Source organism: Citricoccus sp. K5 (genome assembly GCF_902506195.1).
In the GTDB taxonomy this organism is placed as follows: domain Bacteria; phylum Actinomycetota; class Actinomycetes; order Actinomycetales; family Micrococcaceae; genus Citricoccus.
Window position 1 is genome coordinate 3,508,258 of the sequence record NZ_LR732817.1, and the last position, 24,054, is coordinate 3,532,311.

At 70.2% G+C, this 24,054-nt stretch carries 24 protein-coding genes; 11 read left to right on the forward strand and 13 right to left on the reverse strand.

Going from position 1 to position 24,054, the window contains the following annotated elements:
• Nucleotides 1-23: 23 nt before the first annotated feature.
• Nucleotides 24-1,025, forward strand: a complete 1,002-nt coding sequence (locus tag BOSE125_RS15775; RefSeq protein ID WP_159554090.1) for a LacI family DNA-binding transcriptional regulator — start codon at nucleotides 24-26, stop codon at nucleotides 1,023-1,025.
• A 3-nt stretch (nucleotides 1,026-1,028) separates the two neighbouring features.
• On the opposite strand, the gene BOSE125_RS15780 is transcribed toward BOSE125_RS15775, so the two are convergent.
• Nucleotides 1,029-2,624 carry a M20/M25/M40 family metallo-hydrolase gene (locus BOSE125_RS15780; protein ID WP_159554092.1) on the reverse strand — a complete coding sequence of 532 codons (1,596 nt, stop codon included), beginning with the start codon at nucleotides 2,622-2,624 and terminating at the stop codon, nucleotides 1,029-1,031.
• A gap of 204 nt (nucleotides 2,625-2,828) precedes the next feature.
• On the opposite strand from BOSE125_RS15780, the gene BOSE125_RS15785 reads away from it, so the two are divergent.
• Nucleotides 2,829-3,425, forward strand: a complete 597-nt coding sequence (locus BOSE125_RS15785) for a YdeI family protein (protein WP_159554094.1) — start codon at nucleotides 2,829-2,831, stop codon at nucleotides 3,423-3,425.
• Between the two features lie 105 nt (nucleotides 3,426-3,530).
• On the opposite strand, the gene BOSE125_RS15790 is transcribed toward BOSE125_RS15785, so the two are convergent.
• The 4 genes from BOSE125_RS15790 to BOSE125_RS15805 form a co-directional block, all read right to left on the reverse strand.
• Entirely contained in the window at nucleotides 3,531-4,163 is a 633-nt protein-coding gene (locus BOSE125_RS15790) for a hypothetical protein (protein ID WP_159554096.1), read from the reverse strand.
• A gap of 68 nt (nucleotides 4,164-4,231) precedes the next feature.
• Complete coding sequence (locus BOSE125_RS15795) at nucleotides 4,232-4,717, reverse strand: glutathione peroxidase (protein WP_159554098.1); 486 nt, start codon at nucleotides 4,715-4,717, stop codon at nucleotides 4,232-4,234.
• A complete protein-coding gene (locus BOSE125_RS15800; RefSeq protein WP_159554100.1) occupies nucleotides 4,717-5,139 on the reverse strand; it encodes an organic hydroperoxide resistance protein in 423 nt (140 codons plus the stop codon). Before BOSE125_RS15800 ends, BOSE125_RS15795 begins: the two co-directional genes overlap by 1 nt.
• A gap of 37 nt (nucleotides 5,140-5,176) precedes the next feature.
• Nucleotides 5,177-5,617 (reverse strand): MarR family winged helix-turn-helix transcriptional regulator, encoded by a 441-nt coding sequence (locus tag BOSE125_RS15805; RefSeq protein WP_159554102.1) that lies wholly within the window; start codon nucleotides 5,615-5,617, stop codon nucleotides 5,177-5,179.
• Between the two features lie 179 nt (nucleotides 5,618-5,796).
• On the opposite strand from BOSE125_RS15805, the gene BOSE125_RS15810 reads away from it, so the two are divergent.
• The gene (locus tag BOSE125_RS15810; protein ID WP_159554104.1) at nucleotides 5,797-6,756 is read left to right on the forward strand and encodes a zinc-binding dehydrogenase; all 960 of its coding nucleotides are present in this window, start codon (nucleotides 5,797-5,799) and stop codon (nucleotides 6,754-6,756) included.
• A 20-nt stretch (nucleotides 6,757-6,776) separates the two neighbouring features.
• On the opposite strand, the gene BOSE125_RS15815 is transcribed toward BOSE125_RS15810, so the two are convergent.
• The gene (locus BOSE125_RS15815; protein ID WP_159554106.1) at nucleotides 6,777-9,836 is read right to left on the reverse strand and encodes a LuxR family transcriptional regulator; all 3,060 of its coding nucleotides are present in this window, start codon (nucleotides 9,834-9,836) and stop codon (nucleotides 6,777-6,779) included.
• A 196-nt stretch (nucleotides 9,837-10,032) separates the two neighbouring features.
• On the opposite strand from BOSE125_RS15815, the gene BOSE125_RS15820 reads away from it, so the two are divergent.
• Complete coding sequence (locus BOSE125_RS15820; RefSeq protein ID WP_159554108.1) at nucleotides 10,033-10,491, forward strand: GNAT family N-acetyltransferase; 459 nt, start codon at nucleotides 10,033-10,035, stop codon at nucleotides 10,489-10,491.
• A gap of 25 nt (nucleotides 10,492-10,516) precedes the next feature.
• On the opposite strand, the gene BOSE125_RS15825 is transcribed toward BOSE125_RS15820, so the two are convergent.
• The 5 genes from BOSE125_RS15825 to BOSE125_RS15845 form a co-directional block, all read right to left on the reverse strand.
• Nucleotides 10,517-10,672 carry a hypothetical protein gene (locus tag BOSE125_RS15825; RefSeq protein WP_159554111.1) on the reverse strand — a complete coding sequence of 52 codons (156 nt, stop codon included), beginning with the start codon at nucleotides 10,670-10,672 and terminating at the stop codon, nucleotides 10,517-10,519.
• Between the two features lie 243 nt (nucleotides 10,673-10,915).
• On the reverse strand, nucleotides 10,916-11,560 hold the full coding sequence (locus tag BOSE125_RS15830; protein ID WP_159554113.1) for a GntR family transcriptional regulator: 645 nt from the start codon (nucleotides 11,558-11,560) through the stop codon (nucleotides 10,916-10,918).
• Between the two features lie 85 nt (nucleotides 11,561-11,645).
• The gene (gene tcuA / locus BOSE125_RS15835) at nucleotides 11,646-13,163 is read right to left on the reverse strand and encodes an FAD-dependent tricarballylate dehydrogenase TcuA (RefSeq protein WP_159554115.1); all 1,518 of its coding nucleotides are present in this window, start codon (nucleotides 13,161-13,163) and stop codon (nucleotides 11,646-11,648) included.
• Nucleotides 13,164-13,277: 114 nt separating this feature from the next.
• Entirely contained in the window at nucleotides 13,278-14,081 is an 804-nt protein-coding gene (locus BOSE125_RS15840) for a response regulator (RefSeq protein WP_201301230.1), read from the reverse strand.
• Complete coding sequence (locus tag BOSE125_RS15845) at nucleotides 14,066-15,919, reverse strand: ATP-binding protein (protein WP_159554117.1); 1,854 nt, start codon at nucleotides 15,917-15,919, stop codon at nucleotides 14,066-14,068. The genes BOSE125_RS15840 and BOSE125_RS15845 overlap by 16 nt, the downstream gene beginning before the upstream one ends.
• 114 nt (nucleotides 15,920-16,033) lie before the next feature.
• On the opposite strand from BOSE125_RS15845, the gene BOSE125_RS15850 reads away from it, so the two are divergent.
• The 6 genes from BOSE125_RS15850 (at nucleotide 16,034) to BOSE125_RS18055 (ending at nucleotide 22,295) form a co-directional block, all read left to right on the forward strand.
• The gene (locus BOSE125_RS15850) at nucleotides 16,034-17,017 is read left to right on the forward strand and encodes a tripartite tricarboxylate transporter substrate binding protein (protein WP_159554119.1); all 984 of its coding nucleotides are present in this window, start codon (nucleotides 16,034-16,036) and stop codon (nucleotides 17,015-17,017) included.
• Nucleotides 17,014-17,712, forward strand: a complete 699-nt coding sequence (locus tag BOSE125_RS15855; RefSeq protein WP_201301231.1) for a tripartite tricarboxylate transporter TctB family protein — start codon at nucleotides 17,014-17,016, stop codon at nucleotides 17,710-17,712. Before BOSE125_RS15850 ends, BOSE125_RS15855 begins: the two co-directional genes overlap by 4 nt.
• A 1-nt stretch (nucleotide 17,713) precedes the next feature.
• Entirely contained in the window at nucleotides 17,714-19,393 is a 1,680-nt protein-coding gene (locus BOSE125_RS15860; RefSeq protein ID WP_159554121.1) for a tripartite tricarboxylate transporter permease, read from the forward strand.
• Nucleotides 19,394-19,658: 265 nt separating this feature from the next.
• The gene (locus BOSE125_RS15865) at nucleotides 19,659-20,651 is read left to right on the forward strand and encodes a serine hydrolase (protein WP_159554123.1); all 993 of its coding nucleotides are present in this window, start codon (nucleotides 19,659-19,661) and stop codon (nucleotides 20,649-20,651) included.
• A complete protein-coding gene (locus BOSE125_RS15870) occupies nucleotides 20,648-21,520 on the forward strand; it encodes a serine hydrolase (protein ID WP_159554125.1) in 873 nt (290 codons plus the stop codon). The genes BOSE125_RS15865 and BOSE125_RS15870 overlap by 4 nt, the downstream gene beginning before the upstream one ends.
• Before the next feature lie 85 nt (nucleotides 21,521-21,605).
• On the forward strand, nucleotides 21,606-22,295 hold the full coding sequence (locus BOSE125_RS18055; protein WP_236558074.1) for a DoxX family protein: 690 nt from the start codon (nucleotides 21,606-21,608) through the stop codon (nucleotides 22,293-22,295).
• Nucleotides 22,296-22,392: 97 nt separating this feature from the next.
• On the opposite strand, the gene BOSE125_RS15880 is transcribed toward BOSE125_RS18055, so the two are convergent.
• The gene (locus BOSE125_RS15880; protein WP_159554127.1) at nucleotides 22,393-23,058 is read right to left on the reverse strand and encodes a helix-turn-helix domain-containing protein; all 666 of its coding nucleotides are present in this window, start codon (nucleotides 23,056-23,058) and stop codon (nucleotides 22,393-22,395) included.
• A 74-nt stretch (nucleotides 23,059-23,132) separates the two neighbouring features.
• On the opposite strand from BOSE125_RS15880, the gene BOSE125_RS15885 reads away from it, so the two are divergent.
• Entirely contained in the window at nucleotides 23,133-23,333 is a 201-nt protein-coding gene (locus BOSE125_RS15885; protein ID WP_159554129.1) for a hypothetical protein, read from the forward strand.
• Nucleotides 23,334-23,409: 76 nt separating this feature from the next.
• Here BOSE125_RS15885 and BOSE125_RS15890 read toward each other — a convergent pair whose 3' ends face one another.
• The gene (locus BOSE125_RS15890; protein ID WP_159554131.1) at nucleotides 23,410-24,003 is read right to left on the reverse strand and encodes a cyclodeaminase/cyclohydrolase family protein; all 594 of its coding nucleotides are present in this window, start codon (nucleotides 24,001-24,003) and stop codon (nucleotides 23,410-23,412) included.
• Between the last annotated feature and the right edge of the window lie 51 nt (nucleotides 24,004-24,054).

A 24,054-nucleotide genomic window follows, 5' to 3' on the forward strand; every position in this document is an offset into this window, starting at 1 on the left:
CCCGACCACCATCGAAGGCCACCGTGAGCAAGAGATCATCCGTCACCCTGAAGGGGCTGGCCCAGGAGCTCGGCCTCAGTCCGTCCACGGTGTCGCGCGTGCTGAATGATGCGGCGGGCGAGGAATCGCGCTGGGCCTCCCCGGAAACCAGCCGGCGCATCCTGGCCCTGGCCCACGAGGTCGGCTACGCCAAGAACCCCTACGCCGCTTCCCTGCGCACGGCCCGGTCGCGGTTGATCGGGGTGGTGGTGCCGCGGTTGCAGGACTACGTGCTCGCCACCATCTACGAGGGCATCGACGAGGCCGCGGCCGAACGCGGCTACGTGGCGGTGGTGGCGAACTCCCTGGACAATCCGGCGTCCCATGCGGCCCGCGTCCGGAAGCTGATGGACCGGCGCATCGACGGCCTGATCCTCGGGGACACCCCGTTCGACGGCTCCACCCTGACCGCGATCGAACAGGAGGACGTCCCCTTCGTGCTGGTCAACCGCCGGTCTCCGGGATACCCCTCCGTAACCTGTAACGACTACCTGGGTGGGCAGCTCGCCGGGGAGCATCTGGCCGGACTGGGAATGGAGAAGATCTTCCTACTGGCCGGTAAGGACCGCATGTCCACCTCGATCGACCGCACGGCCGGATTCACCGAACGGCTGGCCGAGCACGGCATCCACGTGCCCGCCGAGCACATCGCCACCGGCGGATTCGACGCCGAGGCCGGCGAGGAGGCCACCCGGCACCTGCTGGACACCGTCGGTGTGCCGGACGCCCTGTTCGCCGTCAACGACTTCGCGGCCATCGGCGCCCTGGGCGTCCTGGCAGAGCGGGGGCTGTCCGTCCCTGAGGACGTCAGGATCGTCGGGTATAACGACACCCCCTTGGCTAGCGGGGTGGGGTTGACCACGGTGCGCTCGCCGATGCACCAGATCGGGCGCCAGGGGCTGGAACTGCTCTTGGAGCGGATGGACGGCAAGGATGTGGAGAGCCGGCAGCTTGATCCAGAGCTGGTGGTCCGGGCCTCGGCGTAGGGGTCACCCCACCCGGAACCTCTCGAACACCGTGTACATGTAGTCCGTCCCGGTCTTCAGTGCCTCCACGAAGATCCGTTCGTCGTCGCCATGCATCCCGATCAGTTGCTCGTTGGACAGCACGTAGGGGTAGACGCCATATCCGGGGATGCCCTGGGCGCGCCAGGGGGCCAGGGAGGTTCCGGCCTCGAACAGGGCCGGAGCGAAGGCAGCATCCGGGTAGGTCTCCTCAGCCGCTCCGGACAGCGCGTGGAACAGATCGGTGTCGATGTCCGCCGGGGGAGCACCCCACGTCTGGTCCAACTCGTTGAGGTAGTCCTCCTCGCCCGTCCCCTCCGGGGCGGCGATGCTGACCTCCACGTCCCGCCGGGCCAACAGGGCTCGCACCTGTTTCAGGAATTCCCGGGGTTTCTGCCCTCCGGGAACCGCGCGGCAGTTCAGCCGGGCCGTGGCACTGGAGGGGATCACGTTCTCCTTGTACCCGGCCTCCTGGATCACGAAGGCATGCGTGGTCCGCAGCAGGGCGCGGTGCAGGTAGGGGTAGTCGGAGCGGGAGACCACGAGCTTCTCGGCTCGTTCCCGCATCTTGGCGGACCGTGCCGAGAGCAGCATCCGGATGGCCTGGGCGAAACGTCGGTCATCGGTGGATGCGGCCAGGGCCTTGAAGTACTCGCGGGTCACATCGGTCAGGTGGACGGGTGCCTCCCAGTCGCCCAGGTCGGCCAGCGCCCGGGACAGCGTGACCATGGCCGCGTCCGGCATCGGCTTGGACGAATGTGTGGCGGTGCCGTCCGCGGTGATGTCCAGGTTGAAGTAGACCTTGTCCTGGCGGGTGGCCGTGATGAGCATCGGGGTGGTCGCGTCTCCCTGGGCCAGGAACCAGCCGCCCTCGGTCAGGACCGAACCGGCGTTGATCTTGTCCCAGTGGTTCTCGGCCAGCCACCGGGAGCCGAAGGATCCGGCCTCCTCATCGCAGTCCGTGAGGACGATGATGTCCCGATCGAATCGGGCTCCTTCCTGGAGGTGGCGCAGCAGGGCGCTGATGCTCGCGGCGTTCGCGCCCTTCATGTCCAGGGCGCCACGGCCGTACACCTCTCCGTCCCTCACCTCGCCGGAGAAGGGGTCCGCTGACCAGTTCTCCAGCTCCACGGGCACCACGTCCGAGTGTCCGAGCAGCAGCAGGGGCTCCGCGGCGCCGGTGCCGGCGATCCGCGCGATCAGGTGCACGTTGTCCGGTTGGGGCGTCTCGATGATCTCCGCATCCACGCCCGCCCGGTCCCAGACCGCTTTGAGCATCTCGGCATGCGGCCGGGTCTTGCCGCCCTGCCCGGAGTTCTGGGTGTCGAACGAGAGCATGCGTTGCAGCAGGTTCAGCGGATCTCTGTCCTCGGCCGGAATGGTCACGGCGGCGTTGGCGCGGGAGCTGGAGGTCAGCCCCGTGAGTGCTCCGGTGCCGATGGCCGTCGCCCCGAAAGCGGCGGCGCCCACCCCCAAGAACGTACGACGCCGGATGGCCGGCTTGGGCGCGACGGTCGCCGTTGCGGTCGAGTCACCGCCGGAGGTGGGAGTCGGGTCGGAGGATGCGGGTGATGGGCTCATGGTGTCTCCTCAGGGTGGTGCAGAGGTGAGACGGCGAGGGATCAACACATGAGACGGATGTGGGATGAGTCACATCTTTGCATGACCTGCGGGGGGACTCAACGGGTACTTCTGCGGCCTCGCGGGGATCACCGTGACCTCGGTGCTCGTACGGTGGTGCCTGAGTAGGATGGCGAAGAATCAGACCGGCCACTAAGGACCTACATGAAGAACACGTCTGCAGTCGAGGAACCCGAGGTCCTGATCGTGGAGGACGTTGCGGCCTGGCGGGAGTGGCTGGATGCGCACGAGGAGAGTTCGGACGGCATCTGGCTGATGCTGGCCAAGAAGGGGGCGACCTCCCCGACGTCGCTGACCTACCAGCAGGCCCTGCGGGAAGCGTTGTGCAGCGGCTGGATCGACGGCCAGTCCAAGTCCATCGACGCCACCACCTACCGTCAGCGGTACACGCCGCGCCGCAAGGCCTCGATGTGGTCCCAGCGCAATGTCACGCTCGTGGCCGAGCTGATCGAGCAGGGGCGGATGCGGCCCCGGGGCCAGGCCGAGATTGACCGGGCGAAGACCGATGGCCGGTGGGACCGCGCCTACGCGGGCCCAGCCACGGCTGAGGTCCCGGAGGATCTGGCCGCCATGCTTGCCGCGTCACCGGCGGCTGCCGCCACCTTCGCCACCCTCAACGGCCAGAACCGGTACGCCATCCTGCATCGGGTCCTCACCGCGCCGAGCCCGACGAGCCGGACCAATCGGCTGGCCAAGCTGGTCGGCATGCTCGAACGCGGCGAGACGCCGTACCCGCAATAACGACACGTCCTCGGCAAACGTTGCGAGAAGGGGCCGCGCGGCGTCTCCGGAGTGACGGGCCGGCCGTCAGGGTGGTGATCAGGACTTGAGGCGCCAGCGCCCGCGTCAGCGGGGCAGGCGGACGGTGCTCGTCAGGGTCGTCAGGCTCGGCTGGGGCGGAGTGGAGCTGAAGCCGAACTCCGCCGGCGGATCCAGATCTGCCAGCCTGCCCAAGTCCTTTCCCGCCCAGGCGGCGGTGGAAGCCGTGATCCGGTGCAGGTCGCGAGCGGCGTACCACTCGAGGCGGTCGTTCCCCGCGCTGCCCAGAGTCCGGACGCCGGGCATAGTCCATCGGGCCACCCGGTCGGTGATCCGCGCCATGGCCAGGCTGCGTCCCACCGGTCCGGGAACGGCACGCAGCATGTGGCCCAGCGGCGTCCGGCCACCCACCTGGAAGGCCCACTCCAGGGGGCCGGCGGTGATGTGCCAGCGGGAGCCGGCGGCAGCGCCGGCGTCGGGCACCTGGACCTGGACCGGCACCTGACGTACCTCGTCGAAGGTGTAGGTGGCCGCCACGAACTCGGCCACCCAGGCGTCCGGAGCGAGCAGGATCCGGTGGCCGTCCGGGCGCTGGACCATCACGTCCGCGAACGGCCCGTGCGGGGAACTCTCCCAGCGTCCGAGGACCAGCCGGGTCCCGCCCGTGGTGCCGGCGCCGGCGATGTGGCCGGTGAAGCGCAGCCGCGCCTGCCCCTTCATGGGAGTCCTCTCATGGTCCGCTCTCGGTGGCTCCGCATGCTCCTCTGTGGGCCCACCTTCTCACCTGATCACTGCTCAGCGAGTGCCTTCTCGATCGCGCCGCGCATCTTCTCGGGGGCGGTGGTCGGAGCGAAGCGCTCGAGGACGGTCCCGTCCCGGCCGATCAGGAACTTGGTGAAGTTCCACTTGACCGCGCCGCCGAGCAGCCCCGAGGTCTCCTGCCGCAACCAGGCGAACAGCGGGTGCGCGCCGGAGCCGTTGACCTCCACCTTGGCGAACATGGGGAAGTCGACGCCGTAGTTCAGCTGGCAGAACTCACTGGCCTCGGCGTCCGTGCCCGGCTCCTGGTGGGCGAATTGATTGCAGGGGAAGCCGAGTGTCACCAGCCCGCGGTCCCGGTAGTCGGAGTAGAGCTCCTGCAGACCCTCGAACTGCGGGGTCAGACCGCACTGGCTGGCCGTGTTGACCACGAGCACCACCTGCCCCGCGTAGTCGGACAGCGGCCGATCCTCGCCGGTAGCCGTGCGGGCCGTGAAGTCGGAGAGCGAGGGCATCAGTCCTGCACCACGTTCACGGTGACATCAATGTTCCCGCGGGTGGCATTGGAATAGGGGCAGACCTGGTGGGCCTTGTCCGCCAAGGTTTGCGCCTCGTCCCGAGGAAGGTCCGGGATGACCACCTCGAGGGTGACCTCCAGGCTGTAGCCGCCGTCGTCATTCGACCCGATGCCCACGCGGGCACCGACGCTGGACTCGCCGAGGTCCTTCTTCGCCTGGCGGGCCACTCCCTGCAAGGCCGAATGGAAACAGGCAGCGTAGCCGGCGGCGAAGAGTTGTTCCGGGTTGGCGCCGTCACCGGTGCCGCCCATCTCCTTCGGGGTGGCGAGGTCCAGGCTGATCGTGCCGTCGGCGGTCTGGGTGTGGCCGTTGCGGCCACTTCCGGTGGAGAGGGCTTCTGCGGTGTACACGGTCTTCATGGGGTCTCCTTGGGGTGAGGTTGGGTTGAGGTCGAGGTCAGGCGTCCGAGCCGGCGAACCGGCGGGAGAGATCCCGGAGGGTCATCAGGTCCTTCGGGGACAGCGCCACGGCGTCCTGTAGGCAGCCCTGGATCTCGGCGGCGCGCGAGCGGAGGGCTTGGCCTGCGGCGGTCAGGTGCACGGCGACCCGGCGGGCATCCGTCGACTGGCGCTCGCGGGTGATGAGGCCGTGCTCGTCCAGGCGCCGCAACAGTGGGGACAGCGTGCCGCTGTCCAGGTGCAGCCGATCACCGAGGGCGGAGACGGTCTGCCCGTCCTGCTCCCAGAGCACCAACAGCACGAGGTACTGCGGGTAGGTCAGGCCAAGCTCATCCAACAGGGGGCGGTAGGCCTGCTGAGCCGCCCGGGCGGCCGCATACAGGGCGAAGCACACCTGGTCCTCCAGGCGGACGGTGTCTTCCGGGGATGTGATGCTCATGGCGAAAGCATTGCGCACTATTCAATTGTGCGCAATAGGCTGGGTGCGGCAGCACTGCCCACCGGCCAGCGATGTGCTTAGGGTTGGACGTGCGCCAGCCACCATCGTGGCGCCGGGGCGGTCCCCGCCTCGTCACTCACCACCGATGCACCACAAACGCATCACAGAGAGGTTGATTCATGAAGGCCTGGCAGTTCGTTGGTACAGACAAGCCCCTGGAACTCAATGATGTCGCGGAGCCGAAGGCGGGTCCCGGGCAGGTCGTCGTGGACGTCAAGGCGTCCGGCGTCTGCCACTCCGATGTCACCACGATCGATGACCCGGGTTGGATGGCCCTCTTCCGGCACGGCCTGCCCCGCACCATGGGCCACGAATCCGCCGGCGTGATCAGCGAGGTCGGCGAGGGCATGGACCACTGGAAGGTCGGGGACCGCGTGGGCCTGGCCCCGGTGATGTCCGACGGCGACGCCCTGGGCTACGGCAAGTGGGACGGTGGCTTCGCCCCCCGAATGCTCGCCACGGACGACAACCTGGTCGCTCTCCCGGACGAGGTCGCCTTCGACCTCGGGGCCATGGCCACCGACGCCGGCCTGACCTCCTACCACGCGATGATGGCCGTCGGCGGCGCGAAGAAGGGTATGAAGGTCGGCGTCATCGGCCTGGGCGGACTGGGGTACATCGGGGCGCGCGCGGCGGCGCTGGTGGGCGCGGAGGTCTACGGGGCGGAGATCAACCCGGAGACCCGGAAGCTCGCCGACGAGATCGGTCTGGCCGGCGTGGCCGACTCGATCGACACCTTCAAGGACCTGGGCCTCGACCTCATCGTCGACTACGCCGGTTTCGGCACCACCACCTCGGCGGCCATCGAGACGCTGGCGGAGTTCGGCACCCTGGTCCAGGTCGGCATGGGCCGGCTCGAATCGACCATCAACACCTACCCGCTGATCGTCAATCAGCTGTCCATCAAGGGCTCCAAGTCCGGAACCAAGGAGGACCTGGCGGGCATCTACGAGCTGATGCGCTCCGGCCAGCTCAACCCGCCGATCAACCACATCACCCACGCCGACATCCCCGAAGCGATCGACAAGCTCCGCGTGGGCGGTGTGGTCGGCCGCTTCATCGCCATGTACGAGGACTGAGGCGCGGCCGGGCGCGATCCTCAGGGTGCGCTCGGACGGTTCTGGTCTGCCGGGACGCCGTCCTCGGGGCCGGCCCCGGACAGTGCCGGGACCAGCAGGGTCAGGGTGGCCGGCTGCAGAGCCTTTCGCAGTTCCACGCGACTGGTCATCCCGAGCTTCTCGAGGCAATTGCCGACGTGGTACTCCACCGTGCGCACGCTGAGGAACAGCTCGGTGGCGATCTCGCGATCGGCCTTGCCTTCAGCGACCGCGACGGCGATCTGCCGCTCGCGGGTGGAGAGCTCGGCCATCAACCGGAATGCAGCCTGTGCCGGAGCCGAGACCGGTTCATGGGCGCGTTCTGCCCCTTGGCCCGCCGCCGGCCCGGTGGCTGTGTCCTCCTGCCGCTTCCGCAGGCCGGTGACGACTTCCTCCGCCGCACCCTGGAGTGGCATCGCGCCGCACCGCAGGAAGAAGTCGGCGGCCTGGCGGGCCCACCGGCCGGCGTCGCGCATTCCTTCCTCGGGGCGCTCGCCGGTGCCCGTGCCGTCCATGGCGAGCCGGGACAGGTCCAGGGCCAGGAAGGCCCGGACCAGGGCATGGCCCCCACCGGGCGGGACATCCGGACCGATGCCGGCCACGTACGCAACCGGCTCGGCGTCCAGGGCGGCCAGGGCCTCCACCAACTGCTCCCGTGCCTCGTCCGGTTGAGCCCGCGCCCGGTACAGGGCGCCGAGCGTGGCCGCCTCCACAGCACGCAGGACGCCCTCCGGGGCGGAGTCCATGCCCTCCGTGGCGTGGACGGCGAGGGCCTGCAGGCGGTCCATCTGGCCGGTCTCCGCCAGGGCCCGCGCGTACAGGCAGACCGTGGTGAACCCGGCAGTGGCCCACCCCACCCGGGTGGACTCGATGAGCTGGAACTGACGCGCGGCCTCCGGGTGGTCACTGGCGAAGGTGGCGCCCATGGCGCGGGCGAAGGCCACGGCGCAGTCCACCACCTCACTGGTGGTGCCGGCGTCGGCCACCGCTCGCTGGAGCAATTGGCGGCCGGCCTGCTGTTCGCCACGGGCCAACGGCACCAGCGCTGCCGTGGCATAGGCGGAGCGGACCCCGGAATCGAGCGGTTGCATCAGGCAGCTGTCCACGGCCTGCGTGGCATGCTCCAGCGCACGGTCCCAGGCTCCCTGGTGGAAGGCCAACTGACTCAGGGTGGTCTCCAGGAACACCCGCTGCTCGCGGGGAACCTGGGCGTCCTGGGCTGTGGCATCGAGGATCCGGGAGGCGGCGGCCACCTCCCCTTGGGCGCGGAGGCGCGAGCCGATCACCGCCGAGATCACGCTCCGCACAGGTTTGGTTCCCGGGACGGGACGCAGGTCCTCCAGCAGGGATGTCATCTGTTCGGTGAACTCTCCCACGCGGCTGCGGTCGCCATGCCGCAGGCCGGACCAGAGGGCGAGCAGGGCCTCCACGGAGCGCGCCTCACTCACCTGGCGCAGAGCCTGGGGGTCCTGCCGGGCAGCGTGCTCGAACTCGCGGCGCACCGGCACCAGCTCCGCCAACAGGGCATCGATGGTGCTGCCCACGGCGCCGAACCGCGCGGTGGCATAAGCGGTACGTCCGGCAGCGGCCAGGGCATGGCCGAGCAGGAGCAGGCCGGCCCGCCCGGGATCGTCCTCCGGCAGGTGGAGGCCCTGCCGAATCTGGTCCACCGCCCCCTCCAGGTCCTCCGAGGCGAGCAGATCCCAGGCACGTGCCGCGCACCCTGAGCGGCTCTGGGGCAACCCGGCCAGGACATCCCGCAACTCGAGCACCAGGTCCGGCCTGCGGGCCAGAATGGTGGCGCGCAGCGCCAGAGTCAGGGCGACCGGATCCCCGGTCAACCGCAGGGCCTGATGGAAGTGGCCGAAGGCCGCCACCCCGTCTCCGCGGCCCAGTGCCTCTCCTCCGTACTGCATCAGCGTCCGGACGAGCAGCGGCGTCTCCGCCGGCTCCGGGTCAAGCCGCTGTGCCTGGACCCGGTGCCCGAGGGCCACCGGCCCGTTCAGGATCGGGGCGAGGATCCGGTGCAGTTCCGCACGACGCCTGGTCGGAAGCTGGGCCGCCACGAGCGTGGCCAGGTGCGGGTGGGACAGGGACACCGTGCCCGCGGTGTGCGTGATGCGTACCTGGTCGGAGTCCAGCAGACCATGATCCGGCAGGCCCGGGTACCCCAGCTCCACCAACGCGCCGCTCAGGTGCACGATGTGGAGTGGCTCGCCGGCCACCGCCAGCAGGCTGAGCGTGTCCCGCAGATGGTGTGAGACCGCCTCCAACGAGGACTGCAGGGCACGGCCGAACAGGCGCTGGGACGCATTCTGGCCCGTGCTCAGAGCCGCCATGGCATCCTGCAGGCGGCGGTGTCCCGGCGGGGCCTGGTCCAGCCACGCTGCCACCGCGCCCACCAGCAGGGGGACCCCGCCCGTGCCGCCGTGGACCTTGCGGGCGAAGTCCTCGGACACGGGGATACCCAGCCGCTCCCGCAGGACCTGCCGGCAGTCCGTGGCTCCCAACGGGTCCAGCTGAAGGTGGGTACCGCGGCGCCCTGAGGCCAGGAAGTGCTCGATGCCGACGGTGAGCTCGGAGGCCTGCGGGCGGAAGGTCAGGATGATCATGAAGGGCGCCGAGATCATGGCCTGGGCGCACCGCAACAGCACCTCGGCGGAGAACCGGTCCGCCCATTGGAGGTCCTCCACCACGGTGATCACCGACCCATCGGCCGTCTCCCCGAGCGTCTGGATGGTGTCGAGGACCACCTGCACGTAGTCCTCCACCGCAGTGGGCCACTGGGCCCGGTACTGGCCGGTGATGGTGGACAACAGACGCTGGATCAGCGCCCCGGGGACGTCCGCATCGGTGGGATACACCTCCACCGCCGGCAGCACATTGCGCTTGCCGTTGAGGAAGGTCTCCACCAGGGTGGTCTTGCCCATGCCGGCGGGGCCTTCGACGGCGACGAACTGGGGGACGCCGGTCTGCACCCGTTCCCACACGGCGTTCAAGCGCTGCAGGTCCGCCGTGCGGCCCGGCAACGTCTTGGACTGACCGTGTGGGTGCTGCGTCATGGCGTATCCCCTGCTGGTTGATCGGACCACCCAGGACCCGGGCGCGCGTGAGCCACGGCGTGGGTTCGTCTGCGGCCATGATAGGTGCATCGCCGGGCGGCGTCCGGCCACGTCAGGTTGATGACGTGGCCGGCTCTGGGCAATCCGACCGCGGGCACGCTGGCCGAGGGTGCGTGACCCGGGAGACTATAGACCCATGGTGACGATGCGAGCGGGACCCGCCCAGGCCGGCGTCGTGGGCCGGCTGTTGCACGATTTCAACACGGAGTTCGGCTCGCCCACGCCCTCCGCGGAGGACTTCGCGGCGCGCTTCGGCACGCTGCTGGTGGGCGACGACGTGCTCGTGCTGCTCTCGGGCAGCACCACGGCGCCGACGGGTTTCGCGTTCCTGACCCTGCGCCCGACGCCGTACGGCGACGGACCGTTGGCACAGCTCGAGGAGCTGTACGTGCGGCCGGGGCAGCGGGGACGGGGCATCGGCACCGAACTGCTGCTGGACGCCATCGAGCAGGTCAGGGCGCGAGGCAGCGAGGAGATGCACATCAACGTGGATGAGATCGACGAGGACACCCGGCGCTTCTACGAACGGCACGGGTTCACGAACATCCAGCCCGGCGAGGACTACCGCATGCTCTGTTACCTGCGGGAGTTCTGAGGTCCGGGCCGGCGGCAGGGTTCTCTTACCCCAGCAGGTGCAGGACTACTTCAAAGACGCCGACGGCGGCGGCCGCGGAGATGATGCCCGTGACAGCCCAGAACGTGACGCGCTCGGTGGTGGCCGAGTAGGTGCCCGTGGTGGGGATTTCGGACGTGGAAAGAGACAGCGGAGTGGACATGATGTCCTCCAAATGAGGGGATTCCGGGTCTGCCCAGAGCGGGCATCGGGCAGGACACTATCGCTGAAACCACGCGGACGAAAACGCCACGCCGAACGACACGCCGAACGGGTTCCGTCCGGAGGCTGCGGGTCCGAAAACATGGCGACTGACCAGCGGAAACCTCTCAACCGGGCGGCCCGGTGTGCGCTCCCGCCGGTGCCGTCAGGCAGCCCGGCCAGTCGGTGCCGTCTGCCGGTGCCGTCAGCCCATGGCGTGGCTGAGCATCCTCAGCCGCAGGGCCCGGGCCGTGGACATGTGGGCCCGCATGGCCTCACGCGCGCCGGCGGCTTCGTGCTCCCGGATGCAGCGGATGATCTCCGCGTGTTCATCCAGGGACTGCTCCCAGCGTCCCGGTGTGGTGAGGGTGGAGGTCGGCGCATGGATCTGGTGGGTGGAGAGCCGGTCCAGCAGATCACGCAGGATGGGGTTCCGGGCGGCCGACCACAGCGCCTCGTGGAACTCGATGTTGGTGTCCAGCCGGGTGGCGTTGTCCGGGTCCGTGAGGGCCTGGTCCCGGGAGAGGAGCCCCTCCAGCCGGACCAGATCCAGCTCCGTCCGGGCGGAGGCGGCCTCTTCGGCGGCCTGTCCCTCCAGCAGGATGCGGAGGTCATAGACCTGCATGAGCTGTTCGGGGTCCAGGCGCCGTACCTGCAGTCCCCGGGTCCCGCGCTCGAGCAGGCCCTCCTGCTGCAGCCGGCCCAGGGCCTCGCGCACCGGGGTTCGGGAGACCCCGAACCGCTCGGCCAGGGCCACTTCGCGGAAGGGGGTGCCGGGGGAGTGCTCGCCGCGGAGGATCTCCGCCTTGAGCTCGCCGTGCATCGCGGCGGCGTCCATCTTCCCTGCCACAGGTGTCCCCTTCGTCCGCTCTCAGCGGTGCCGGCCGGCGTCGGGAGAATCCTTCTCCCGACGCCGGCCGGCACGCCTTCCGATATCAGGCCAGCGTACCGGCGCGTCGACCGAAGACCACGCCCGCGGCCAGGCCGGAACCGCCGGGGTAGTTGCCGGCAAACAGGCCGCCGAGCATCTCACCGCAGACGTACAACCCGGAGATGTGCTCGCCCTCGGCGTCCAGGACGCGGCCGTGGGTGTCCGACTTCAGGCCGCCGAAGGTGAACGTGATGCCACAGGTGACCGCGTAGGCGTAGAAGGGTCCCTCCGTCAGGGGCGTGGCCCAGTTGGATTTGACCGGGGTGGTCTCGGCGCGGCGGCCGTCCTTGACGGTGGGGTCCCAGGGGATGGTGGTGTCGATGGACCCGTTGTAGTCCTGGACGGTCCCGGTGAGGGCCTCCGGGGCGATCCCGATCTTCTCGGCCAACTCCTCGAGGGTGTCTGCCTCGGCCACGGTGATGCCGGGCATCTCATACTCCTCGGACCGCAGCATGGCCCGCAGGGGGGCGTCGAAGATCTGGTAGGCGACCGAGCCCGGCTGCTGGAGGATCTCCCGGCCGAACTTCGCGTAGGTGTAGTTGCGGAAGTCCTCGCCCTCGTCCACGAAGCGCTGGCCTTCGGTGTTGACGATGATCCCCAGCGGGTAGGACTGGCGCGTCAAGCGGTTGGTGAGTTCCCGATTGGACTCGTTGTTCGGGGTGAAGGCATCCCACTGCGTGGAGTGGCAGGTGGCCCAATGCCCGGCCTTCTGCGCGCCGATCTCGAGGCCGGCGGCGATCATGTCCCCGTTGTTGAAGGGGGTGCCGCGGACCTTGGCGTTCTCCCAGCCCTCGCCGAGGTGCTCGCGGCGCCACTCGGCATTGGACTCGAAGCCGCCGGCGCCCAGGATCACGGACTCGGCTCGCAGCTCCTGCAGGGACCCGTCCTCCTGGCGGACGGTGACGCCCCGGACCTGGCCCTCCTCGACGACCAGCCCGGTCACGTCCTGTCCGTAGCGGACCTCGGTGCCCAGCTGCTCGGCCACGCGGACGTGGTCATGCATGAGGCCCTCGCCGCCGCCGACGTTGCCCACGTGCAGACCGCCCCAGAACAGGTAGCTGCCGTCTTCGCGCTGGTAGGCCTGGCGCTCGTACATCAGGCGGTACTTCAACCCCAGCGACTGCAGCCACCGCAGGTTCGGTGCGGCCTCGTGCACCAGGACCTCGGTCAGCTCGGGGTCGTTGCGGCCGTCGGTGACCCGGACGAGGTCCGCGGCGTAGTCCTCAGCGGAGTACGGGGGGACCTCGGTGGCGGCGTGGCGCTCGTCCGGCTCGATGAAGTCCTTCAAGTCCTCGATGCCGGCATGGGCGATGCGCGTGGCGCCGGCGGTGTAGTAGCTGTTGCCGCCGAAGGCGCCGCGGGGGGCCTTCTCCAGCAGGAGCACCCTCCGGCCCCGCTCGGCTGCTGCGTGGGCGGCGGTGAACGCCGCGTTGCCGCCGCCGACGACGATGACGTCGGCATCCAGGCCGGCGCCGGTCTGGATGCCGCCGGTGCGGGCGTCCGGGGTGGGGGAGGTGGTCATGAGGGTCCCTTTCAGTCGGCTCGCCGGTCCGCCCGACGACTGTGCACGAATGTATACAAATGTGGACAGAGGTGCAAGGGGTGCTCGGAAAAGGGGTATGAGGTCGTCCGGGCCTCAGCCGATCCAGGCGTACCGGTGTTCCGGTCGCCCGGTGGCACCGTAGCGCGGGCGCAGCTCGGATCGGCCGCGATCGGTCAGCAGCTCGAGATAGCGGCGGGCGCTGACCCGGGAGATCCCGCAGGCCGCCGCCACCTCTCGTGCCGAGAGGTCGACGCCTGCCCCGGCCTCCCGCAACGCGGTTTCCACCAGGTTCAGCGTGGGGGCCGAGTAGCCCTTGGGCAGGCGGTCCGGGGGTCCGCTCGGTGGCGCCCCGGGGCCCGACTGCGCCGCTGTGCTGGACCACGACGCTGAGCTGGACTTCGCCGGCCGACCCACGTTGCCCGGGGCCCGGCCGGATGCGCCCCGGACCAACCGGTCGATCTCGGTCTGGTCCAGTTCAGGGGTGCTGCCGGCGCCCTGGCCGGAGCCACCGTGGGCGGCCAGGAGGGCGGCGAACTCCCGGAGGCGCCCATTGAACTCCTCGCGGCTGAACGGCTTGACCAGGTACCCGTCCACGCCATGGCCCACCGCCCGGCGGACGGTGTCCCGCTCGCTGGCGGCAGTCACCATGATCACCGCGACATCGTTGCCCGCGGCCCGCAGATCCTCCAGCACCTGGACGCCGCCCCGGTCCGGCAGGTGTACGTCCAGCAGCACGAGGTCCACCTCGTGCCGAGCCAGGAACTCCGCCACCGGCAGACCGCGTTCCAGGACTCCGACCACCTCGAAACCGTCGAGGGCCTCTACGAAGCGCCGGTGCATCCCCGCGACCGCGAAGTCGTCATCCACCACGAGTGTCCTGATCAACGGATGTCCCATCTGTCCTCGGTGTTCGGTGTCCCGGTGTCGTTTCGCCCGATGTCAGCGTCGTCCCCGGTTCCGGTGCCTGTTCCGGTGTCGGCGGACGCCGGCCAGGCGGCCCGGAACCGAGCCCCGCCCCACGGTGACGGGGTGACCTCCACCCGGCCGTGCCGGCGTCGCGCGATCCGGTCCACCAGGGCGAGGCCGATGCCACGGCCTCCGGCGGGACGAGATGACGCGGGGCCGGTGTCCTTGGTGGAGGCGCCCCACCGGAACAGCGTCTGCGCCGAGCCCGGGTCCAGCCCGGGACCCGAATCGTCCACCTGGACCGCGAATCCGGCGGCCCCGGCGGTCACCTCCAGCATCACCCGGCCGCCGTCCCCGGCCGCCTCGATGGCATTCGTCAGCAGATTGGCCACCACCGTGAGGGCGTCATCGTCCGCATGCCAGTCCTCCTCGACCGAGCCGTCGGCAGTCAGCTCCAGCACGACGCCGGCCTCCCGGGCGAGCGCGGATTTCGCGCCGACCAGCGCGGACAGGGAGGCATCGGAGAGATCGTGCTGGAAGGGGCCGCCGGCCAGGCCCGTCAGGCCCCGGATGTACTCCTGCGCCTCCTCGGTCTCGCCAAGGGACAGCAGACCGGAGATCACGTGGAGCCGGTTCGAGAACTCGTGGGTCTGTGACCGCAGGGTCTCGGTCAGGCTGCGCTGGCCCTCCAACTCGCGCAGGCTGGACTCCAGCTCGGTGCGGTCCTGCACGGTCAGGGTCCGGCCGATCTGCCGGCCCTGAGCCCGCGCCGGCCGCACCCGGGCCAGCAGGATGCGTTCGCCGGCCAGGGCGAAGGTCGTCAGGTCCCAGTCGGCCTCGTCCGCGCGTGGGCCGGACGAGCCCTGTGTGGGGGAGGGTGCCAGGAGTGCGGCCAGGTCCGCGTCCAGCACCTCGGCGGCCGGGCGGCCCTCGACGTCCGGCCCCACCCCGAGCAGTCGGGTGGCCTCATCGTTCACGAGGGTGATGGTGCCGTCCTCGTCCACGCCGATGACGCCGTCTCCGACGCTGTGCAGCAGTGCCTGGCGGGACTGGTGCAGTCCGGCCATCTCCTCCGGGCCGGCCCCGTAGATCCTCGTGCGCACATAGCGTGAGGCCCAGGCGGCCCCGGCGGTGCCGAGACCGGCGGCCAGCAGGACCCAGGGGGCGAAGCCGAGGACGACTTCGAGCAGGTCGGCGCGGATCTCGCTCTGCAGCAGGCCCACCGAGACGGTGCCCACCACCTCGTCGCCGTCCCAAATAGGTACCTTGGAGCGCAGCGACACCCCCAGGGGGCCCTCTTCGGTGCCTCGGAAGGTCTCACCGGCGCGGATCAGGGCGTGGTCCGAGGAGACCGGCTGGCCGATCTGCGCCGGGTCGGGGTGGGCCACCCGGATGCCGTCCTGGTCCGCGACGACCACGAACTCGACCCCAGCGGCCCGTTCTGCCAGATGGGCGATGGGCTGGATTCTCTCCACCGCATCCGGTGCGTTCACCGTGGCGATCACCTCGGGGACGCTGGCGATCTCGGTGGCCACGGTGTGGACCTCCTCGAAGGCGAGGTCCCGGGTGCGCAGTTCCTCGAAGCGCAGCACGATGGCCGCCACGGCCAGCACCGTCAGCAGCACGATGGCCAGCTGCAGGGTGATCAGTTGCAGGCGGAACCGGCGGCGGGGCCGGGGCCCGTGCAGGCGGGGCGGGGGATGAAACACCGTGTCGGACTCCTGGGGGATCAAGGGGCTGTCTTGGGTGCGGATGGACGAACGTGCGGTGGTGCGGTGCAGCGGTGCAGCGATGCAGCGTTGCAGCGTTGTCAGAAGTTTCTTAACCACCCCTTATGACCACAACCATGATTCCGCTGTGCCATGGATCACGTTTCTGTCAACGTGGAGGATCGGCCACGGCTTAAGTGGTCCGAATCACTGACGTAGAGAGTACGGAAGACCATGAGTTCACGCACCTTCACCAAGGCCGCCCTCGGCGTGGCAGCCGCCGGCGTCGTCGGCCTTGCCTTGGTCAACGCCGCCGCTGGCGGAGGCGAGGCCACCGCCCGATCCAAGCTGGTGCTGATGGCACCGGCGGCACCCGGCGGCGGTTGGGACGGCTTCGCCCGCGAATCCCAGCAGGCCATCAAATCCGATGGCATCTCCAACAATGTCCAGGTCGTCAACGTCCCCGGAGCCGGTGGCACCATCGGCCTGGGACAGTTCGCCCAGATGGAGGGCCGCTCGGACATGATGATGGTCACCGGCGGAGTGATGGTCGGCGCGGTTGAGCTGGCGGACTCCGGGGTCTCCATGGACGATGTCGAGCCGCTGGTCCGGCTGGCTGACGACTACGCCGCCCTCGTGGTGCCCGCCGACTCGCCGTACGAGACCCTGGACGACTTCATCGAAGCGTGGAAGCAGGACCCGGGTGGAACCTCCATCTCCGGCGGTTCGCTCGGCTCGATCGATCACCTGCTGACCGGCCTCGTGGCGGAGAAGGTGGGGATCGACCCGTCGAAGACCAACTACATCGCCTACTCCGGCGGTGGTGAGGCCCTGACGTCCATGCTCTCCGGCACCACCGTGGCCGGCATGTCCGGCTACAACGAGGTGGCGGACCAGATCGAGGCCGGAAACCTGCGGGCCCTGGCCATCTCCTCGAAGGAGCGGCTGCCCGGCGTGGACGTGCCCACCTTCCTGGAGCAGGGCGTGGACGCCGAGATGGCCAACTGGCGCGGCCTGGCGGCAGCGCCCGGCGTCTCCGAGGAGGACCGGGGCGAACTGCTGGAGATCGTGGAGGAGTACCGCCAGACGGAGCACTGGCAGGACGCCCTCGAACGCAACAGCTGGACGGACAGCTACATGACGGGCGACGAGTTCGAGGCATTCCTCGACGAGGAGATCTCCCGGACCGAAGACATCGTGGAAGGACTCGGACTGTGAGCCAGCAGCAGACTGTACCCCCGGCCGGAAATCCGGCTGAGACGGCCGGAACCGCCGGCGGACCGCAGGGCCCGACGTCGGCCGTTCCCCGGGGCGGGACCGCGCGCCGCGGGTTCTGGGCCGGCCGCAGCGAACTGATCATGCCCCTGCTGGTCGCCATCATCGCCACCTGGCTCGCCATCGAGACGGCGACCATGAACGTCATGGGCGACTCCGTGCCGGGGCCCCAGTTCTTCCCGACGATCGTCTGCATCGTGCTCTACGCCGTCGCACTCGTCCACGCCATCCAGCTGTTGCGCAATCCGCGGCTGCCGGACCTCACCGACGATGCGGTGAACGCGGACACGTCCTCAGACCTGCTCGGCGACCTGGCCTCCGCCTCCGAGCGCGGCCGGGAGCGGATCGCGGGCCGCACCCCGGGCGCCACGCTGCCCCAGGGCTGGAAGACGTACACCGACTGGAAGACCGTGGGACTGATCGTCGGCGGGATCGCCGTGTTCATCCTCGTGCTGCCCATCCTGGGCTGGGTGCTCTCCGCGGCCGGCCTGTTCTGGGTGGTCTGCAAGGCCCTGGGCAGCCAGCGGCCACTGTTCGACCTCATCATCTCGCTGGTGTTCTCCTCGGTCATCCAGCTGGCCTTCAACGCCGGACTCGGGTTGAACCTGCCCGGCGGCTTCCTGGAAGGACTGATCTGACATGGACCAGTTGAACCTCCTGCTCGAGGGCTTCGGTGCCGCCCTCACCCCGATCAACCTGCTGTGGGTGCTGATCGGCGCCCTGCTGGGCACCGCCGTGGGCGTGCTGCCCGGCCTGGGTTCCTCGATGGCCGTGGCCTTGCTGCTGCCCATCACCTTCACCCTGGACCCGACTGCCGCGTTCATCATGTTCGCCGGTGTCTACTTCGGTGGCCTCTTCGGCGACTCCACCGCCGGCATCCTGCTGAACACCCCCGGCAACTCCGCGGCGATCGCCGGCTCGTTCGAAGGCCATCGGATGGCCAAGGACGGCCGGGCCGCCAAGGCTCTGGCGACCGCCGCCGTCGGCGCCTTCGTGGGCGGGCTGATCGCCACCACCCTGGTGGTGTTCTTCGCGCCCCTCCTGGTCAAGATGGCCACCGCGTTCGGCCCGGCCGAGTACTTCGCGCTGGCCGTGTTCGCCTTCCTGGCCATCTCCTCCGTGGTCTCCGAGTCCGTGGTGAAGGGACTGGGCGCCCTCGGCATCGGCCTGGTCCTGGCCATGGTGGGCGTGGACGGGCCCTCCGGCACCGTCCGGTACACCCTGGGGATGCCGCAGCTGTTCGACGGCATCTCGATCGTGGTCATCACCGTGGGCCTGCTGGCCCTCGGAGAGGTGCTGCACATCGCCGGCCGCATCCACCGGGATCCCGCCATGGAGCGGATCGGCACCAACGGCCGGGCCCGGCTGGAACGCTCGGACGTCCGCAAGGCCCTGCCGGCCTGGCTGCGCGGAACGGCATTCGGTGTGCCCTTCGGCATCATCCCCGCCGGCGGTGCCGAGGTCCCGACGTTCCTGGCCTACGGCACCGAGAAGCGCCTGGCCAAGCGCCGCGGGGACAAGGAATTCGGCTCGACCGGCTCCATCCGCGGTGTGGCCGCTCCCGAGGCTGCGGGCAACGCGACCGCCGGCACCGCCATGGGCGCACTGCTCGCGCTCGGCCTGCCCACCTCCGCCACGGCGGCGATCATGCTGGCCGCCTTCCAGCAGTACGGCATGCAGCCCGGCCCCCTGCTCTTCGAGCGCAGCGGTGAACTGGTCTGGACCCTGCTGGCCTCACTGTTCATCGGCCTGGTGGTCCTGGTCATCCTGAACATGCAGTTCGCGGTGGTGTGGGCCAAGCTGCTGCTGATCCCGCGCCATTACCTCTACGCGGGCATCACGGTGCTGGCCATGCTGGGCGTGTACGCCATCAGCTCCTCGACCCTGGACCTCTGGGTCCTCCTGGTGATCGGCGTGCTGGGCTTCGTGATGCGGCGCTACCAGTTCCCGCTGGCCCCCGTGTTGATCGCCGTGGTCCTCGGGCCGCTGGCCGAGACCGAACTGCGCCGCGCGCTGACCGTCTCCGAGGGTGACGTGTCCGTCCTGGTCTCCAGCCCGGTCACCGTGATCCTGTACTCCGTGCTGGTCCTGGCCCTCGTGGTCAGCGCCCTGCAGCACCTGCGTCACCGTCGCCAGAAGGCGGCCGCCGCTTTGGGCGGCACCGGGGAGGGTCCCGACGGCGGTTCCGGCGGGCCAGGCGGTTCTGGCGGCGGAGAGCCTGTGGATCCTTCGGGACCGGCCGGTTCGACGGCTGCGACCGTTACCTCCGGGCCGTCCGGCACCGTCGGCGAGAGTGAGAAGATGGCGACCCGGCTGTAGCCGCCGTCCCCTTCCGGCAGTCTCCGCATGCCGTGCGCCACTGCGCCCCTCCGGGTTCCCCGGTGGGGCGCAGTCGCGTCTTCGATCCGGTGGCCGGCAGACAGGGTCAGGGTGGTGCGGAACGCCGGCAAGCGTGATGCCGGGTGAATCGGGTGATAGGTTCCCGCACAGGGTCCGGAAATACCCAGCCAGGGTCCGGAAGTCACCAGCGCGCCACCTGGACCCGGACCGCGCGTGGCAGCACGAGAGAACACCAGGAGGAGCGGTGGACACATCACTGCTGAGTCAGGATCGCCGCTCCGCGGTGGAGCGCCGCCTCGGCCCTCTCCTGCGAGACCAGCCCTTCTCCGTGTCCTGGCGCGTTGTTCCGATCGGTGGAGTCGTCCCGGCCGGCGGCGCGCACGCCATCGGTGACGGCGCGGACTCGGTGGTGCCCTCTTTCTCCACGCGCAAGGTGAGCATCCTCTGCGCGGTGCTCGCGCTCGCCCGTGCCGGCCGGCTGGACCTCGACCAGCGGCACACGATTACCGAGGCGCACCGGGACGGCGTCCAGGCCGGCATCATGCGCACCCTCAGCGCCGGGCTCGAGCTGACCCTGGCGGACTGCCTGACGCAGATGATGTGCACCTCGGACAACATCTGCACCCAGCTGGTCTTCGAGGCGATCGGTGCAGCCGTGGGCGGCGGCGCGGCGGACAGCGAGACTGCCCGCCGAGTCACCGGCGCGACGGCCGAACGTGAGGCGCTGCAATACGTCAACGACTACTGCGCCTGGGCCGGGATGCGCTCCACCCTCCACCGTGAGGTCTTCCCGCGCACCGGTGGACTCGCCTGGCACCACCCGATCGACGGGCTCACCGTCACCACCGCCGCCGACCAGGCCCATCTGCTGGCGCTGATCGGCTCCGGCGCTCGCGAGGGGTCAGCGTCCGTCGGCGCCGCCGCCCGACTCCAGCTCCTCCCCGAGGACTGCCGACGGATCATCGGCCTCATGCAGGGCATCTACACCCCGCGCCTCGGGGCCGCGACCACGCGCATCAGCTTCGCGGAGAAGAACGGACGGGGCCTGCGCTCGCTGTCCCAGGTGGGGCTGGCGCTGGGCGCGCACGGGGCGCCGCTGGCCGCCGTCGCTGTCTATGCCGAGACCATCCCCACCGCCCTGCCGGACGGGATTCCGGGCCGCAACGCCGTCTTCACCGCTTTCGCCGAGGTCGGCCGCGCGATCGAGGACTGGGCCGTGCCGGTGGTCACCGCGTGAGCCGGGTGCCTGCCGTGCGTGCCCTGCGCCTCGGTGACATCCCGGCGGCGTATCCACAGTTGCGCTTCGCCGTCCGGTTCTCGGACGGCAGGGAGTCCTCTCACGACGCCGGCGCCCGCCATCCGCTCGCTGGCACCGGCATGCTGGTGCTCGCCGCGGCGGTGGCCCGGCTGGCCGAGTCCGATCCCGGGCTGCTGGGGGAGCGACTCACCTTGACCGCCGACCACCGCAGGGCGTCCCGGACGGGGACCCTGCGGAGGATGGACAGCGAGCTGCAGCTGACGGTGGACGACGCGCTGTCCCTCCTCGTGGGGACCGGCGATGGGGCGTGCCTCCAGGCGGTGCTCGAGTTCTTAGCGGGCCGGGGTGTCGACCTGCTGGACGTGGCCCGCACCGTGGTCACCGATGGGAACCTGGCGGATACCGAGGTCACGGGGTTCGAGCCGGAGGCCGGTGTGACGACGCCGGCTGACCTGTGCACCGCGCTGTCCCGGCTGCCCGAACCGGTACTGGGCTGGATGGGCCAGGTCTTCGAGCCGGCCGGCCTGGCCAGCGCGCTGCCGGGCTTCGGACCACGGACGGTGCCGCACCACACCGTGGCCGGGTGGGAGCCGGCCGGCGCACTGAGCGGCGAACCGACCGGAGACCTGTCTCAGACGGGGTTCGCCTCGGTCCTCGTCCTGCCCGGTGCCGCCGTCGTCGCGGCCTATCTTCCGGCGCTCCACCAGGACGGGACCGCCGTCACTCCCCTGGAGGTCTCCACCGACTTCGGCACGCTGGGGCTGTCCGTCTGGCGGGCCTGGACGGGGCCGGGGCATCCGCCGTCCACTCCACTGGCCCCTCCACCGTCCACCCCGCACTCCACCTGACGGGGAACTGGCAAGGACCTGTGCATCCGCCGTCTCACCGGCAGGCCGTTTGACGCGACCGCCCCGGCGCGGAAGCCTCGAAGGAATGACCAAAAGTACTGAGGTGAAGACCCCCGAGGAACGCGCCGCCGAGGCCCTGGCTGCCAGGAGCGGACACGAGGAGCCCCGCGGCGTCGAGTGGCAACGGGCGGGAGGGCCCTTCCGCCCTGCGGCCAGTGGCTCCACGCCTTCCGCCTCCGCCACGCCGTCCGCCTCCGCCGCGCCGTCCGCCTCGTCCTCCCGGTCGTCCGCCGCCACCCCCTCCAGAGCGAGGACCCACGACACGAACGCCAGCATGGTCCCCGTCCCGCAGCTGATCCGGGATGCGGTGCTGCTCCTGGCGCGGCTGGTCCTCGGCGTGGTGCTGGTGGCCCATGGGATGCAGAAGGTCCTCCAGGGCGTGTCCGCCACCGCCCAGGGATTTGGAGGGATGGGCATTCCGCTCCCGGAGGCCGCGGCCGTGATCACGATGGCCGTGGAGATCGGCGGCGGCGTGCTGCTCATCCTGGGCCTGCTGACGCCGATCGCCGGAGTGCTGGCCGGACTCGTGTTGGCCGGGGCCGTGGTGTTCGCCCACCTCAGCAATGGTCTCTTCGCCGCTGACGGCGGGTGGGAACTGCCGGCCGGACTGGGCGTCAGCGCCCTGGTGCTGGCCGTCGTCGGACCGGGCCGGTTCAGCCTGGACCGGCTGCTGCTCCGCCGTCTGCGCGGACCGGAAGCCCCGGCAGCACCGTGAGGGCAGAGTGAGCCGTGCGCAGGCACCACCCCGGTGGGGTTGAGCCGGCACAGCACAGGCACCGAGAATGCGCTGGTAGCAGGCCAGAGGGCGGAGTTCAGTCCTCGATCACCAGGGGGAAGACGCTGAGGTAGAGACGGACCCGGCGGGTCTCCTCGCCGTCCGCGGTCTGCCCGGAGAGGGCGTCCGGGGCCGGCTCCGCATGGTCCAGCGCCTGCTCGTGGCGCTCGATCACGGACATCAGCTCCTCGCTCAGGGCCCGCGCCTGCCGGGCGGTCATGGTGCGGGTGCTGGAGGAGTCGATGGAGGCCCTGACCCATTCGGGGTCGGCGCGGTTCTCCACGCTCAACCACCGTCCGAGGGCTTGCGCCCGCTGGTTGAGGGTCGTCTGGAACAGGGCCTGGATGGCAGGGCGGTTGGACTCGTCCTGCGAGAGCTCGTAGGTCGGCACCGCGAACCCCACGGGCTTCCACCAACGCTCCCGGCCGGAGCCCCGCCCGGTGTCCTCCTCCACGAAGCCGTGCTTCTCCAGCTGACGCAGGTGGTAGCTGGTCTGCCCGGTGCTCTCGTTCAGGTGCTGGGCCATCGAGGTGGCCGTGGCCGTGCCACGGTCCGTGAGGTAGGAGTACATCGCCATCCGCAGCGGGTGGGCGAACGCCTTCATGGCGCGGGCGTCGAGCGCCCGGGATGCCACCCCAGGCATGGCGTCCTTGCCGACCACGGGATCGGGGGAATCGTGCGCGGAGGTCTTGTCAGCGGCCATGAGCAGAGCTACCTTTGCATAGACATCTTTGCAGAGAAACCTCTGCATAAACTTCTTGGCATCAGTCTACGGAGATGATGAGCATGCTGCGCTCCACCCCGAACACCCCGCTCCCTCGGGCCGGCCGGTCCGAGCTGCGGCCCACGCCGGATGCATCCACGGTGGCCCCGGCCGCGGCCCCGGCTCCGTCGTGGCGGGACCTGCGCTCCGCGGCCCCGACGATCCAGCGGGTGCTGCGTGCCGGCGTCGTCGGTGGGGGACCGGGACTGCGATGACGGGGACGGCGATGATCAGGGCGGCGATGAGGTCTGCGCCGGGGCGGCCGGCACAGTGATCCTCAACCGCAGATCCTCAACCGCGGATCCGCTGGCGAGTGCGGCCGATGAGATCGTCGGCGAGGCCGGTCAGCCGGTCTGCCTCGCGGATGTCCGTGCTGACCTGCGCGCTCGCGTCTTCGTCCTGCAGCGGGGCCAGGTCCGTCTCCAGGGTCACCGCCGCAGCCACCAGCGTCCCACGCACACAGCCGATCCCGGCCCCCACGTCGCTGAGCACGTTCGCGTTGCAGTCCGCCAACACGTCCTCCGCGATCCGCAGGGCGTCGCCAGAGGCCTCCACCAGGTCCCGCGGTGGCACGGCGGCTGCCCGGATCGCCTCCTGGATCCGGCGGGACCGCTCCTGGCGGTCCGCGTCCGTCTCCTTCGGCAGGCCGAAGGCCTCGGAGACCCGGGCGAAGGCCTGCTCGTCGTCATCGGACAGGGCGAGGGCGCGCGAGGCCAGCGTTGCGGCCCGCTTCGCCAGCTCCTCGTGGTCACTGAACCGCGCAGCCATGGCCAGCAGGCCGACCCCCTGGGCCAGCAGCAGGGCGCCGGTGGCCCCTCCTCCCGGCGTGGGCTCGCCGGAGGCCAGCCGTTCCACGTATCCCTCGATGCTCTCGTCTCGGATCATGGTCCGAGGGTAACCGGGCCCTGCGGCGCTGTCAGCCGTCCCGGCTCCGGG